The sequence below is a fragment of the Aquifex sp. genome (genome assembly GCF_056494385.1).
In genome coordinates this window covers 1-14,085 of record NZ_JBSLZM010000059.1, presented here as the reverse complement: position 1 = coordinate 14,085, position 14,085 = coordinate 1, and the positions used below count along the sequence as shown (strand labels likewise).

Annotated in this window: 14 protein-coding genes, 1 tRNA gene and 2 pseudogenes; 4 read left to right on the top strand and 13 right to left on the bottom strand. The window is 44.1% G+C overall.

The annotated features are described in order from the left end of the window. From ACWB1W_RS04765 to ACWB1W_RS04730, 8 genes and pseudogenes are all read right to left on the bottom strand, one after another. Positions 1-272: pseudogene (locus ACWB1W_RS04765) on the bottom strand (NADH-quinone oxidoreductase subunit L); the annotation flags it as partial. A 3-nt stretch (positions 273-275) separates the two neighbouring features. Continuing rightward, entirely contained in the window at positions 276-584 is a 309-nt protein-coding gene (nuoK, locus tag ACWB1W_RS04760; protein ID WP_479370245.1) for an NADH-quinone oxidoreductase subunit NuoK, read from the bottom strand. Next, complete coding sequence (locus ACWB1W_RS04755) at positions 565-1,098, bottom strand: NADH-quinone oxidoreductase subunit J family protein (RefSeq protein WP_479370244.1); 534 nt, start codon at positions 1,096-1,098, stop codon at positions 565-567. The genes nuoK and ACWB1W_RS04755 overlap by 20 nt, the downstream gene beginning before the upstream one ends. Then, positions 1,098-1,724, bottom strand: coding sequence for a NuoI/complex I 23 kDa subunit family protein (locus ACWB1W_RS04750; protein WP_479370243.1), 627 nt, complete (start codon positions 1,722-1,724; stop codon positions 1,098-1,100). The genes ACWB1W_RS04755 and ACWB1W_RS04750 overlap by 1 nt, the downstream gene beginning before the upstream one ends. Before the next feature lie 5 nt (positions 1,725-1,729). Then, positions 1,730-2,779 (bottom strand): NADH-quinone oxidoreductase subunit NuoH, encoded by a 1,050-nt coding sequence (gene nuoH / locus ACWB1W_RS04745; protein WP_479370242.1) that lies wholly within the window; start codon positions 2,777-2,779, stop codon positions 1,730-1,732. 73 nt (positions 2,780-2,852) lie between these two features. Continuing rightward, on the bottom strand, positions 2,853-4,226 hold the full coding sequence (argH, locus tag ACWB1W_RS04740; protein WP_479370241.1) for an argininosuccinate lyase: 1,374 nt from the start codon (positions 4,224-4,226) through the stop codon (positions 2,853-2,855). A 10-nt stretch (positions 4,227-4,236) separates the two neighbouring features. Then, the gene (locus ACWB1W_RS04735; RefSeq protein ID WP_479370240.1) at positions 4,237-4,737 is read right to left on the bottom strand and encodes a septal ring lytic transglycosylase RlpA family protein; all 501 of its coding nucleotides are present in this window, start codon (positions 4,735-4,737) and stop codon (positions 4,237-4,239) included. Position 4,738: 1 nt separating this feature from the next. Further along, positions 4,739-5,425: a hypothetical protein gene (locus ACWB1W_RS04730; protein WP_479370239.1), complete on the bottom strand. Its 687-nt coding sequence runs from the start codon at positions 5,423-5,425 to the stop codon at positions 4,739-4,741. A gap of 403 nt (positions 5,426-5,828) precedes the next feature. On the opposite strand from ACWB1W_RS04730, the gene ACWB1W_RS04725 reads away from it, so the two are divergent. Beyond that, positions 5,829-5,904: transfer RNA gene (locus ACWB1W_RS04725), tRNA-Phe, on the top strand. Here the strand turns inward: ACWB1W_RS04725 and topA are convergent. Next, on the bottom strand, positions 5,905-7,524 hold the full coding sequence (topA, locus tag ACWB1W_RS04720; protein ID WP_479370238.1) for a type I DNA topoisomerase: 1,620 nt from the start codon (positions 7,522-7,524) through the stop codon (positions 5,905-5,907). It abuts the tRNA gene before it with no gap. Positions 7,525-7,554: 30 nt separating this feature from the next. Then, complete coding sequence (gene thiC / locus ACWB1W_RS04715) at positions 7,555-8,928, bottom strand: phosphomethylpyrimidine synthase ThiC (protein ID WP_459776287.1); 1,374 nt, start codon at positions 8,926-8,928, stop codon at positions 7,555-7,557. A gap of 94 nt (positions 8,929-9,022) precedes the next feature. On the opposite strand from thiC, the gene ACWB1W_RS04710 reads away from it, so the two are divergent. Beyond that, a complete protein-coding gene (locus ACWB1W_RS04710; RefSeq protein ID WP_479370237.1) occupies positions 9,023-9,976 on the top strand; it encodes an acetyl-CoA carboxylase carboxyltransferase subunit alpha in 954 nt (317 codons plus the stop codon). On the opposite strand, the gene ACWB1W_RS04705 is transcribed toward ACWB1W_RS04710, so the two are convergent. Continuing rightward, a complete protein-coding gene (locus tag ACWB1W_RS04705) occupies positions 9,960-10,385 on the bottom strand; it encodes a Fur family transcriptional regulator (RefSeq protein ID WP_479370236.1) in 426 nt (141 codons plus the stop codon). The genes ACWB1W_RS04710 and ACWB1W_RS04705 overlap by 17 nt on opposite strands. Positions 10,386-10,451: 66 nt before the next feature. On the opposite strand from ACWB1W_RS04705, the gene dapF reads away from it, so the two are divergent. After that, on the top strand, positions 10,452-11,288 hold the full coding sequence (gene dapF / locus ACWB1W_RS04700; RefSeq protein ID WP_479370235.1) for a diaminopimelate epimerase: 837 nt from the start codon (positions 10,452-10,454) through the stop codon (positions 11,286-11,288). Here dapF and lspA read toward each other — a convergent pair. Both lspA and purL read right to left on the bottom strand, forming a co-directional pair. Beyond that, positions 11,226-11,729: a signal peptidase II gene (gene lspA / locus ACWB1W_RS04695; protein ID WP_479370234.1), complete on the bottom strand. Its 504-nt coding sequence runs from the start codon at positions 11,727-11,729 to the stop codon at positions 11,226-11,228. The genes dapF and lspA overlap by 63 nt on opposite strands. Then, positions 11,687-13,927 (bottom strand): phosphoribosylformylglycinamidine synthase subunit PurL, encoded by a 2,241-nt coding sequence (gene purL, locus ACWB1W_RS04690; protein ID WP_479370233.1) that lies wholly within the window; start codon positions 13,925-13,927, stop codon positions 11,687-11,689. The genes lspA and purL overlap by 43 nt, the downstream gene beginning before the upstream one ends. A 46-nt stretch (positions 13,928-13,973) precedes the next feature. On the opposite strand from purL, the pseudogene ACWB1W_RS04685 reads away from it, so the two are divergent. Beyond that, positions 13,974-14,085 (top strand): annotated as a pseudogene (locus ACWB1W_RS04685) (30S ribosomal protein S12); the annotation flags it as partial.

The window sequence follows — 14,085 nt, the reverse complement described above, 5'->3', positions numbered from 1 at the left end:
ACGAAGGAAACGACGAGAGCCATAAGGGAGGAAAGGGAGTCAAAGTAGAAGCCCAGCTTAAGGGTGTAGTTGGAGATAGGAAGGAAGGAGTAAAGCTTTATGTGAATGGGTTGGTGGATAGCTTTTAAGGCGACGACGAAGGAGAAAAGGGTGGTTAGGCCTGCTCCTACTGAGGCTATAATTCCGCTTCCGAGGTCTCCTATCTTCCTTCCAAAGGCCAGTATTACTAAAAAGGCTATTAGGGGTGTGAATATAACGAATAATCCTTCCATCTCTTAACCCCTCAGCTCGTTTATTTCGCTCGTGCTTTCCGCTCTCTTTAGTCTAAAGAGTGCAATGATTATACCGAGTCCTACAGCGGCTTCTGTAGCAGCAAGGGCAATTATGAATAGGGCAAATATCTGCCCCTCCGCGAGACCCAGGTAATGGTCAGCCCCTACAAGGGCTATATTAACCGCATTCAGGGCAAGCTCAAGACTCATTAAAACCGTTAAAAGGTTTCTCCTCGCAATGATACCTATTACGCCCAGTCCGAAAAGTATCATACTTACCGTTAAGAAAGCCTCAAGCGGTATCATCTTCATAGGTCTGCTTCTCCTTTCTACCTATTAAAACCGCACCAATCATACCTATTAAGAGCACTAAGGAAACAACTTCAAAGGCGAGAAAATACTTGCTGAAAAGTATAGCACCTATAACTTCCGCATTCCCGAGTTTTTCAATAAACTTCGCTATCTCCCCTTTGGGGGAAGCTTTAACACCGAGAAGGAACACAACAATCATCTCAAGGTATAAAAGAAGAACTATCGGAAGAGAGATTAATCCTTCAAACCTGTAGTGGCTTTCTCCCGCCTTTGCCTTCTGCCAGGGAACCGCACTTATAACTATGATGTAGAAAACCGCTATCGCAACCGCATATATGAGAAGTTGGAGAGCCCCTACAAGTTCAGCCCCTGCGGTGAAAAATATTCCTGCAACAGCTATAAGGGAAGAAAGTAGAGCGACAACAACGTAAACGGGATTTCTTAAAGTAACTATACCTATTCCGGAAGCTATTGCGAGAAGCGAGAAGAAGGTAAAAATCGCTAACTTCCCCATCAAACTCCCTCGGGTTTAGGTAATTTTACATTATTCTCGCCCCAGAGCTTCATCCTTTGTTCATCATCTATCCATATCCTGTCGGGTTCCCTTTCCCTTCTCATCTGCCAGTCTCTACCTATCTGTTCAAGAATTTCAAGGGTCAGAATTGCGTCCTTTCTCGTGTAGCTCGCAGTTTCGTGTATATCGGTCTGGTAGAGGCAGTCAACAGGGCACGCATCAACACAAAAACCGCAGTAAGTGCAGAGAAGCATGTTCATGTTGAAAACACTTACTACCCTCTTTCCGTTAGGTAGCTTTTTCCCTTCTATTTCAAAGAGTTGCGGAACGGGACACGCTCTTTTACACCTAAGGCACACTACACACCTGCTTTTTCCGTATTCCACCTGTATGTTATACCTACTTACCCATTCCTGGAATGCCGGCTGAGGTTCCGTTCCGTCAACAACCTTGTGGGCAAAGTATCCCCTGAAACGCTTAGGCGGTGTTAACTTCTCGTAAGGGTAGTGGGTGGTTATCGTCTTCCTGAAAGCGTTCTTTAGAGTAATTCTTAGTCCTTTAAAGAAATCTATAAAGAATATCCGCTCAATCCAAGAAAGAGGTTTAGCGGCTACCCTCTTAATCATCTTACTCACCTCCAAACAATAGGTGCTAACACTGCAGTTATAACGATATTAAAGAGTGTGAGGGGTAACATGATTTTCCACGCATTCTGGGTTATCTGGTCTATACGGTATCTGGGGAGTGTCCAGTGAAGCCAGAGTATGAAGAGGAATAAAGCTGTGGTTTTGAGAATGAACCAAACGAATGGTGACAGAGGCCCGAGGAAGAACAAGGGGTCTACAAATCCTATAAAGGGGATGTTAATCGGCGACCACCCGCCGAAGAAGAGAACAACAGCTATAGCCGAAAGGGTAAGTCCTTCTATATACCACTCAACGAGCGGGAAGAGTCCGAACTTCATTCCTCCGTATTCAACGGTGAAACCCGTAACGAGCTCAGCTTCCGCTTCTTGAACGTCAAAGGGAACCCTTCCCATCTCCGCAAGAGCTGCAAACATATAAACGACAAAAGCTATGGGCTGAACCCATATATACCAGAGCTTCTGTTCTATCTGCTTTTGAACTATCTCGTATGTGGAAAGTGTTCCAGCAAGGATTATAGGACCCATAACCGCAAAGGTTATAACAACTTCGTAGGAAACGAGAACCCCCGCCTTCCTCATAGATGCTATCAGGGGATACTTTGAGTTTGAAGCCCATCCTGCAAGAGCAACCGCGTAAACCGCCATGGAACCCAGGGCAAAAACGAGGAGAAGTCCCACGTTTACGTCCGAGAGTATTGGTTTAACCTTATACCCGAACACCTCGAACTCGGGACCGAAGGGAACCACAGAGAAAACAAGCGTAGCCGGAACAAGGGCTAGGATAATAGCAAGGTGGTATAAAAACTTATCTCCGTGCCTCGGAAAGAGGTCCTCCTTCGTGAGAAGCTTAAGACCGTCCGCAAGGGGCTGGAGAAGTCCGTGCCAACCGACTACCATGGGGCCCGGTCTCCTCTGTATGTGAGCAGCTACCTTTCTCTCAACCCATGTAAGGAAAGCACCTATACCGAGGGCTATGAGTAGTATAACGACCATCTTTATGAGAGCCACAAGCAGGTCAACCCAGAAGCTGTGCATAATCCCCTCCGAGTGCTTTAAAAGTTTACCAAAAATTAAGAAAAGGTTAAATAAGAAGAGCTATAAAGATAGCTTATAAACCTTCTTCTCTCTTTGCCACCTCCAGCAGTCTTAGAATCTCCTCTTTACTGGTTCCGCCGTAAACCCTCTTTCTCTCGGTTGACTTTTCGGGAGAAAGAATTTCGTAAATGTCCTCTTCAAACTTCTCCGAAAAGCTCTTGAACTCCTCAAGGCTCATCTCCTCAAGTCTCTTTCCCTTTTCAAGGAGGTATGCGACTATACTTCCCGCTATGCGGTGAGCAGTCCTGAAGGGAACACCCTTTTCAACGAGGTAGTTTGCAACATCGGTAATGAGCAGGAAGTTTCCGGAGGCCTTCCTCATTACGTGTTCTTTTATTCTCATACCTTCAAGGACAAGGGTCATGCCTTTCAGCATTCCCTTCAGGTTTTCAGCAGAATCAAACAGGGGTTCTTTGTCTTCCTGCATATCCCTGTTGTAGGCCATCGGAAGAGCTTTCATAACGGTTAAGAGGGATATAAGGTTTCCGTAAAGCCTTCCCGTTTTCCCCCTTATAAGCTCAAGGACATCGGGATTTTTCTTCTGGGGCATTATGGAACTTCCCGTGCAAAGCTTATCCGGAAGTTCTACAAAGTTAAACTCTTCAGTATTCCAGATTATTAAATCCTCTGCGAGTCTTGAGAGATGTTGTCCTATGAGGGCGGAGATAAAGAGGAACTCTACTATAAAATCCCTTTCCGCGGTTGCGTAGATAGAGTTTCTCGTAAGTTTGTTAAAGCCAAGGTTCTCAGCTGTGTAGAACCTGTCAAGGGGAAAGTCTACACCCGCTACCGCTCCGCTTCCCAGGGGAAGCTCATCAACCCTTCTGTAAAGGTCTAATAATCTTTCATCGTCTTTGAGGAAAATCTCTCTGTATGCGAGGAAGTAATGGGCTACCCTTATTGGTTGGGCTCTTTGGAGGTGTGTGTAGGAAGGCATTATAAAGTCAATTGTCTTTTCCGCAAGTTTTACAAGAACCCTTCTTAACTCTCTCAGGAGTTTCCTTATCTCCTTTATCTCTTCCTTTAGGTATAACCTTTCGTCCGTAGCTACCTGGTCGTTTCTTGAACGTGCTGTGTGAAGCTTTCTGCCTGTATCCCCTAGTCTTCTTATAAGCTCCGCTTCAATGTTCATATGAACGTCTTCAAGCTCCTTCTTCCATTCAAACTTTTCCTTTTTAATTTCCTCCTTTATCTTTGCGAGTTCATCAATGAGTTTTTTCTCTTCTTCTTCTGTGAGTATTCCCGCCTTTGCGAGGGTCTTCACGTGAGCTATATCCTGGAGGATATCGTAAAGGGCGAGCTTTTTATCAAAACTTACACTTTGCGTGAACTCCTCAACGAACTTATCTGTTTCTTCTTTAAACCTCCCGGACCAAGGTTTATCCATAAAAAAAATTCTAATAGGTGCGGAGTATATGCTTTACCACTTCATCGTAGAGCTTGAGCTGTGTTAACGGGGATAGACATTTTAAAGGTATTACCGCAACCTTTCCCACACCTTTCTTGTATAATCCGAGCTCGTAAGCAGCTGCAAAGGAGAGGTCTATTATTCTTCCCTTGACATAGGGTCCTCTGTCGTTTATACGAACAACTACGAACCTTTCATTTTCAAGGTTGTAAACGAGAACGTATGTCCCGAGTGGAAGTGTCCTTGAAGCTGCCGTGAGTTTGTATAGGTCAAATATCTCGCCGTTTGCTGTTCTCCTTCCGTGGAACTTCGGACCGTACCAGGAAGCATACCCGATTTCAACGGAGCAGCCTTTTCTTACCTTAAGTTCCTTTAAGAACGCTTTATACATTTCCTCTTCCGAAAGATAAAAACGGAAAACGTGAAAATCCCTTATCGGTGTACTTGAGTAGAGAAAGCTAAGGAAGGAAAGAAGTAAAACCGCTATCATCCTACTCAAGGGGATACCAGTAAGGCCTGAGATTTATTTCTCTTCCATGGGGAAGCTTTACGGGGTTTCGGAGTAGCTTCTCTATAAGGTTGAGTTTACCCTCAAGGGTTGAAGTGTCTACACCGTAAACCTTTCCCAGTTCTTCAAGCTCCGGGGCGCTCCCTACCTCTTTAGCTATTTCCCTGGCTATTACGTAAGCCTTTGTATGTATATCGGGATATAAATCCTTAATGTATGTGAGAACATCCGAGGAGTAGGCTATAACCCTAGGATACCTTACCATCTTCTTCATCATTTCTTCGAGCTTTAACTGGTCGTAGGTTGATACTCCCTCTTCCGTCTTTATTCCCGCTATAAGCTTATTCCTGTCGTCCGTAAATTCTGCGTGGTATATAACGTAGCTTCTGGGAACCTCTTCCCAACCATGTTCAAGAGCGGTTGAGAGAAAAGCCCCCATAGCTTCTCCTATGCTTTGGAATATGCCAAGTTCCTTCTCAAACTCCTTTTCGGGTATTGAGTAAATAACAAGGTATTTATCGTTTTCCAAAGGCATAACGTCAAACTCTCCCTTAAGTTCCTCCCAGTTTTCTATGAGTTTATATCTATCGGGATAATTTTTTCTCAAAAACTCTTCAACATTTTCCTTTGCAAGTTGTTCCTTTGACTCAACCAACGTCTGTATCTCCATAGCTTACACTCCTTTAAGTTTTTAAACATTCTACCAAACCAAAATTCTTTGTGTGTATAATGTATCCTTAGATAGGGCTAAGAAGCTCTGTTGGCTTCTTGGCAATGGAATAAAGAATATGCATCCAGATATTTTGATGCTTTGATGTTTTGATGGCACTTTCATTTCCGTATTGATTAAAAAGGAGAAGATGGGGCTAAATTTTTGAACATTTTCCCGCACTCCGAATTTCCGAAAATTATGTGGACTTTCTTAAGTTCGGGAGTTTCACAAGTTATTCATAGAGCTTTATAATCTCTTTAAAGGAGTGCGGAGTTCCTAATCTACCGTGTGGAGTTGAAAGCAATAGGTTAGGAACTTGAAAATGAAGAAAAAGGTTTATAAAATATTATTCTGGTTAGTAGGCCCGGTAGCTCAGGTGGTAGAGCACCCGGCTGAAAACCGGGGTGTCGGCGGTTCGACTCCGCCCTGGGCCACCACTAAACTTTTAAAACCTCTCTACCCAGAACCTTGTCCGTAAATTCGTGAACAACGTTTTTCCAGTTAACTTTTCCTTCTTCCACGAGGTCCAGTTTCTCCTCCATAATGGAAGTGAACCTATAGTCCATTAGAATGGGAAACTTTTCCATAAGGAAGTCCACAACTTGGAAGGCTATCTCCGTAGGATAAAGGGCTTTATTCTTTATCTCAACGTATCCCCTCTCTTTAAGTGTTTTTACTATTACCGCGTAAGTTGAAGGCCTTCCTATTCCGAGTTTTTCAAGGGTCTTGACAAGGGTTCCCTCCGTATACCTTGGTGGGGGTTGTGTCTTTTTCTCCTCAAGGAAAACCTTAACCAGTTCAAGGAGTTCCCCTTCTTCAAGCTCCGGAAGGGGTTCATCCTTTATATCCGTCGGGTAAATTCTGCTCCACCCTTCGTGAACTATTTTAATCCCTTTTGCTATCAGGTGAACGGGGTGCTTTAACTCGGGTGTAATCGCTTCTATTGTTACCTTCTGCCTAAGGATTTCCATATCACTGAATAGGCTTGCGAGGGTTCTTCCGAAAATAAGTTCGTAAAGTTTTCTGAGTTCATCCCTTTCCGGAATTTCTTTAATAACCTTCGTTGGCCTTATACACTCGTGTGCTCCTTGAGCGGTTTTTTTCTGTCTGAACTTTCTCGGTCTTCCCACGTATTTTTCTCCGAAATTTTTCCTTATGTATTCCATAAACTTCCTTGCCACCTCTTCGTTCATTCTATAGCTGTCCGTTCTCGGATAGGTTATGTATCCCTTCTCGTAGAGCTCCTGTGCAAGTTTCTGGGTTTTTTCCGGAGCGAAACCAAGCTTCGCGTTTGCTTCAGCTTGGAGGTCTGAAGTTATAAAGGGTTTAGGCGGTGCTACCTTTTCCTTTCGTTCTTCAATTTTGTAAACACTGAAAAAGCCCTTCTCAAGTTTTTGGGCTATTATCTTTGCATCGGAAGGATTCTCATACCTGTAATCGTAAACCGCCTTAAACCTATGTCCGTCCTTTTCAAGTAAAACGTTAACGTAGTAATACCTCTTTACCCTAAAGTTCTGTATCTCCCTTTCCCTCTCAACGATTAGCCTTAGGGCAGGTGACTGAACCCTTCCGGCGGATAGTTTGTAGTTTTTAAACTCCCTCCACAAAATCGGTGATACGAGGTATCCTATGAGTCTATCAAGAATCCTTCGTGCAAACTGAGCGTAAACGAGATTCATATTGACATCGCCTGCGTTTTTTATACTCTCCTCAACCGCTTTCTTTGTCACCTCGTAAAAAACTGCCCTTTTTACATTTCCATTTACCTTTTTAATATCCTCCTTCACAAAGTAAGCTATAGCTTCCCCTTCCCTGTCAGGGTCCGTTGCTATGTAAACAATCTCCGACCTTTTTGCGAGTTTTTTTAACTCTTCAACGAGTTTTTTTTTACCTCTTTTGTAAACGTATTTAGCCTTTAAAGTTTTCAAGTCAACGCCAAGTTCTCTTTCGGGAAGGTCCTTTATATGGCCTAACGTGGCTTTAACTATAAAGTCCCTCCCCAGGAATTTCTGGATGGTTTTAGCCTTGGTAGGAGACTCAACGATAAAGAGTTTCATAAAAAGAATAGTTTAAAAGAAGAGAAAGGGTCACGGAGCGACCCAGTTTCCTTTTTCTATAAGCTCTTCAGCGGGAACTTTTTCTTGAACTTTTTGGGAAATCTTGTAGGAACAGAACTCAGGTCCACACATTGAACAGAACTTAGCGGTCTTATAACCTTCTTGGGGAAGAGTTTCGTCGTGATAAGCCCTTGCGGTTTCTGGGTCCATGGCAAGCTCAAACTGTCTGTTCCAGTCAAAGTTATACCTTGCTATTGACATCTCAAGGTCCCAGTCTCTTGCTCCGGGCCAGTGCTTAGCTATGTCCGCTGCGTGGGCGGCAATCTTGTAGGCTATAACACCCTGCTTTACGTCCTCAACGTTAGGAAGTCCGAGGTGTTCTTTGGGTGTTATGTAACAAAGCATTGCAGCTCCTGCCCATCCCGCAAGAGCTCCGCCTATAGCACTTCCTATATGGTCGTATCCAGGTGCAACGTCAAGAACCAGCGGTCCGAGAACATAGAAGGGTGCTTCGTGGCACCACTCCTGCTGTATCTTCATGTTGAACTCAACCTGGTGAAGGGGAACGTGTCCCGGACCTTCAACCATAGCTTGGACGTCGTGCTTCCAGGCTTTTTCAACGAGTTCACCGAGAACTTTAAGTTCCGCAAGCTGTGCATCGTCCGTTGCGTCTTCTATACAACCTGGCCTGAGGGCATCCCCCAACGAGAAGGATACGTCATACTTCTTGAATATCTCACATATCTTGTCAAAGTGCTCGTAAAGGGGGTTCTGCTTTCCGTGTTCCGCCATCCACTGGGCGAGAATTGCTCCGCCCCTTGAAACTATTCCCATAACCCTATGCTGAACAAGGGGGAGGTGTTCTTTGAGTATTCCCGCGTGTATGGTCATGTAAGAGACACCCTGTCTTGCCTGTTCTTCTATTACGTCAAGTATTAGGTCAACCGTAAGTTCCTTAACGTTTCCTTTAGCTATCTTCCAAGCTTCGTATATGGGGACAGTTCCGACGGGAACGGTGCTTACGTTTATTATCGCTTCACGGGTTTCCTTGATAGCCTCACCCGTGGAGAGATCCATTATCGTATCTGCTCCGTATTTTATGGCAACCTTTGCCTTTTCAACCTCTGTGGGTATGTCCGAGGCAAGGCCGGAGTTCCCTATATTTGCGTTTACCTTAACCCTTGAGTTAATACCTATGCACATGGGTTCAAGGTGCAGGTGGTTTATGTTTGCGGGTATTATCATTCTTCCTCTTGCAACTTCCTGCCTTACAAACTCGGGATGAAGTCCTTCCCTCTTGGCTACGTATTCCATCTCTTCGGTGATTATTCCCTGGCGGGCAAGGTGCATCTGGGTTTTATTCTTAAATCTTTTTCTTTTTTCAACCCATTCAGCTCTCAGCATACTCTACCTCCTTGAGAGAAAGGTTTTACTCTTAAAGTTAATAATCGCAAAGATATTTATCAACATGATATTCTTCAGCTTAAGATAAATAGGTATGCACCCGGAGTTTGAAAAAGAGCTTTGGGAGATAAAGGAAAAGAAGGACAAACTCCTGGGACTCTACAGGCTCGGGAAGGAAGAGGTATTATCCGAGATAAAGGAGCTAAGGAAGCGGTTCAAGGAAAAGGCCAAAAAGCTTTATAAAAACCTCTCACCCTGGGATAGGGTTACGATAGCACGACACCCCAAAAGACCTCACACAAGTGATTATATAAAGTTCCTTATAAGAGACTTTAGGGAAGTTCACGGAGATAACTGTTTCGGGGAGGATAAAGCGGTTATTGCGGGTTTCGGATACTTCGGAAATACACTTGTTGCAGTTGTAGGACATGAAAAGGGAAGGGATACAAAGGAGAAAATAGAGAGAAACTTCGGTATGCCTCACCCCGAGGGATACAGAAAAGCTATAAAGGTTTTTAAGCTTGCGGAAAGGTTCGGTATCCCCGTTATAACCTTCATAGATACTCCGGGAGCGTTCCCGGGTATAGGTGCGGAGGAGAGAGGCCAAAGCAGAGCTATAGCGGAAAGTATGTATACCATGGCATTCTTAAAGGTTCCGAGTATTGCGGTTGTCATTGGTGAGGGAGGAAGCGGGGGAGCTCTCGCCTTCGGAGTTGCAAATAGGGTGTGTATGCTTGAGAACGCTTACTACTCCGTTATATCTCCCGAGGGATGTGCGGCTATACTATGGAAGGACCAAAATAAGGTAAAGGAAGCAGCTAAAGCCCTTAAGCTTACCGCAAAAGATCTCAAGGAGCTGGGAGTAATAGACTGTGTAATACCCGAGCCCTTCGGTGCAGCCCATTGGTCTCCTAAGGCAACCGCAATGATACTGGGAAGGTATTTAAAAAACTGCCTAAAAGAACTGTGTGTTAAGAGTCCCGAAGAACTTGTAAAGGAAAGAATGGAGAAGTTTAAAAGGATGGGAGTATTTAGGACTTCCGATTAAGACATTCCGGGCAAATGCCGTATATGTTAACCGAGTAACCTTCGGTCTTGAATCCCCTTAGGTTCTCGGGAATGTTAAGATTCTGGTCAAGCTCTATGTCTTCTATCTTTCCGCATACCTCACATATGAGGTGGTGATGCTCACTCACGTTTGCGTCATACCTTGCGGAGTTCCCCCAAAAGCATACCTTCTTAGCAAGGCCTATTTTCTCAAGAGTTTCAAGGGTTCTGTAAACCGTTGCCAGGGAAACGTAAGGATACTTTTCTTTAACCTTCTCGTATATCTCCTCAACGGTCGGATGGTTTTCTGACTTTAAAAGAACCTCGTAAACAGCTATACGCTGAGGTGTTATCTTTAAACCTATCTCCTTACACCTGTTCACAAAGTTGTTAAGCTTCTCCTCAAGCATGAGGAATTAAGTTAAACTGATAAGTGAAACTTTTCAATAACTTTTATCAATATATAATAAACCTCCATGGAGTTTTGGAAGCTACAGGGTTCGGGAAACGACTTCGTAGTAATAGACGATAGGGATGACAAGGTTGAGGATTTCTTGAAGAAAAAGGGCATATCTAAGGAGGAGTTCGTAAAAAGGGTTTGTTCTTTCCATACGGGCGTGGGTGCGGATGGTTTAATCCTTATAAAGAATCCTGAAAACCCCGAAAACAACTTTAAGTGGGAGTTCTTTAACTCGGACGGCTCTGTTGCGGAGATGTGCGGGAACGGCTCAAGATGTGCTGTTAGATTCGCATACGAGAGGGGAATTGTCGGGAAAAACGTTAAGTTTGAAACCCTTGCCGGTGTAATTAAGGCTGAAGTTTTAAATAACAAGGTTGTAAAGGTTCAGTTAACACCGCCGACCAAACCCGAGGAAAAGAGGCTTGAAACGAAGGAAGGAGAGGTTAATGGATATTTCATAAACACGGGTGTTCCCCACTTTGTCGTTCCGGTGGAAAACGTTGAAAAGGTAAACGTTATAAAACTCGGTAGGGAGCTAAGATTTCACGAAGAGTTCCGGCCGAAGGGAACTAACGTAAACTTTGTCCAGCCCGTATCTGAAGACACTATAAAAATAAGGACATACGAAAGGGGAGTTGAAAGCGAAACACTCGCCTGCGGAACAGGGGCTACCGCTTCCGCCATAGTTTCTTATGTGAAAGGCCTTGTAAAGAAAAAACCTGTAAAGGTTATAACAAGGAGCGGAGAGGAGCTAATTATAGACTTCTCAGATGACTTGAAAGAAGTTTACCTAACGGGTTCTGTTTACAAAACTTTTGAGGGTAGACTTTCCGAGGAGATTTTTGAGTATTAAGAGGGATATACCGAGGGTTATGGATGCATCCGCAAGGTTAAAGGCAGGCCAGTAGTAATTACCTATATGAAGATGTATGAAGTCTCTCACTTGTCCTAAGAGCATTCTGTCGTAAAGGTTTCCGAGTGCACCTCCCGCTATCAGTCCCATGCACAGTGCTGTAAACCTATTACCTTCAAACAGTGTGTAAAAAAAGGTTATAAATAGTGCAACGATAGGTATAACTACGAGTATAGGTATCCTCAGTATATCGGGAAGGTCCGAAAGAAGACCGAAGGCCACGCCTTTGTTGTGAATTAGGTAAAGCTTCAGAAAGGGAAGAGGGTCGTAAGGCAGGGTGAAATATCTTTCTGCAAGCTTTTTCGTTACTATATCAAGGATAAAAACAATAAATGCAGTTAGGAAGAAGATTCTAAGAGCTCTGTTAACCTCTTTTCCCATAACGTTTTTAACTCCTCAAGGTTTTCGTTCAGTAATTCTTCACCGTTGTATACGAGTCTTAGTTTTCTTTCTTCGCTTGTTCTTCCGAGGTATAACCAGTTAAGACCTTTTGACTCTACAATGTTCTTCAACTCTTCCGCCTTTTCACTTTCAACACATACAACAACCCTGGTTGGATTTTCTGAGAAAAGAAACTTATCAAGCCTTTCCTCGGAGTATATATCAAGCTCAAGACCGAAGGGTGAACGAAAAACCATCTCAAGAAGTGTTATCAGAACACCACCTATGGAAACGTCGTGAGATGCTATAGGAATCCTTTTTTTATTTATCTCTATGAGAAGTTCTATAAGCCTTCTTTCCTTTTCAAGGTCTACCTTTGGAACGTCACCCTTTATAAGTCCGTGAACGACTTTTAGAAACTCACTTCCACCCAAGGACAGGGGTTCTTCAAGGTTCCCTATGAGGTATAACTCCCCTTCTCTCTCTATAACACTGGGTGTGTACTCCTCCGCATTCTCAAGAACTCCGACACCTACAACTATGGGTGTTGGAAATACGTTTCTTATTTTTTCTTTTTCAACGGTTTCGTTGTAAAGGGATACGTTACCGCTGACTACCGGAATGTTTAGCTTTTCACAGGCTTCCGCCATTCCCTCTATCGCCTTCACAAACTGCCACATAATTTCAGGTCTTTCGGGATTGCCGAAGTTCAAGCAGTCGGTTATGGCAAGGGGTTTTGCTCCGACACAGGCGAGATTTCTGCAAACTTCCGCAACGACGAATTTTCCGCCCTCGTAGGGGTTCAGAAATACCATTCTCCCGTTTCCTTCAGAGGATATCGCTATTCCTTTTTCTGTTTTTACTTCGGGACTTACAACCCACTTAAGCCTGAGAACCGCTGCATCGTGTCCCGGAATTAATACGGTATTCGTTCCGACTTGGTAATCGTATTGGGTAAACACCCATTCCTTTGAGGAAACGTTCGGTGAAGAGAGAAGCTTAAATAAACTTTCCTTTAAATCCTTTTGGGGGATATCCTCTTCCTTTATCTCTTTTACTTCCTCCAGATATTCGGGCTCCTTCACGGGTCTGTCGTAAACGGGTGCCTCGTCAACTATCAGGGAAATAGGCAGTTCAGCTACCAGCTCGTTTTTATAAAAAGCTCTCAGCTTACGGTCCTCGGTAATTCTTCCTACAACTTCTCCCTCAAGGTGCCACTTCTGTGCTATTTTTTTTATCTCGGGAACTTTGTCCTCTTCTACAACGAGAAGCATTCTCTCTTGACTTTCGGAGAGAAGTATCTCGTAAGGGGTCATTCCCTTTTCCCTTAAAGGAACCCTTTCAAGGTATAACTCCACCCCCTTTTCCGACTTTGCCGCTATCTCCGAGGCCGAACCTGCAAGGCCGGCAGCTCCCAAATCTTGCATACCGACTACAAGTTCCTTCTCAACAATCTCCATAATGGCTTCTACAAGCTTTTTACCAAAGTAAGGGTCTCCGATCTGGACGTTTGGTCTCTTTTCTTCAACGTCTTCCCCGAACTCACCCGAAGCCATAACCGCACCGTGAATACCATCACGACCCGTTGAAGAGCCTATTAAAAACAGGAGCTGTCCTTCTTTAGTAGCCCGTGCCCTGTATATTCTTCCGGCCGGCATGATGCCGAGACAAAAGGCGTTAACCAGAGGATTCGTCTTGTAGGAAGATTCAAAAATTGTTTCTCCTGCAACCGTCGGAATACCTATACAGTTCCCGTAAAAGCTGATTCCTTTTACCACACCCTTGACGAGTTTCTTCGTCTCGTGATAATCAAATTCCCCGAACCTGAGACTGTCCGCAAGGGCTATAGGCCTTGCACCCATTGAGAGAATGTCCCTTATTATCCCGCCTACTCCTGTCGCAGCACCGTGAAAAGGCTCTATGTAAGAGGGATGGTTATGACTCTCAACCTTGAAAGCTACCCATACCTTATCGTCAATCTCAACAACGCCTGCGTTCTCTCCGGGGCCCTGAATAACCCAGGGTGCCTGAGTCGGGAACTTTCTTAGGTGTTTCTTACTTGACTTATAAGAGCAGTGCTCCGACCAAAGGGCACCGAGGATACCCAGTTCAACGTGGTTCGGCTCTCTCCCTAACTTTTCAAGGATTTTTTTATACTCTTCTTCCGTCAGTCCGTAGGATTCCCAGAACTTCTCCATTTTAGAGTTTTTATTTTAAAATTTATTAACCTTAGGAGGTTAAGGAATGCCGACGTTTAACCAGCTGGTCAAATACGGAAGGGAAAAACGAAAGAAAAAGTCCAAAGCTCCGGCTCTCCAGGGATGCCCTCAAAAGAGAGGAGTGTGCGTAAGAGTAT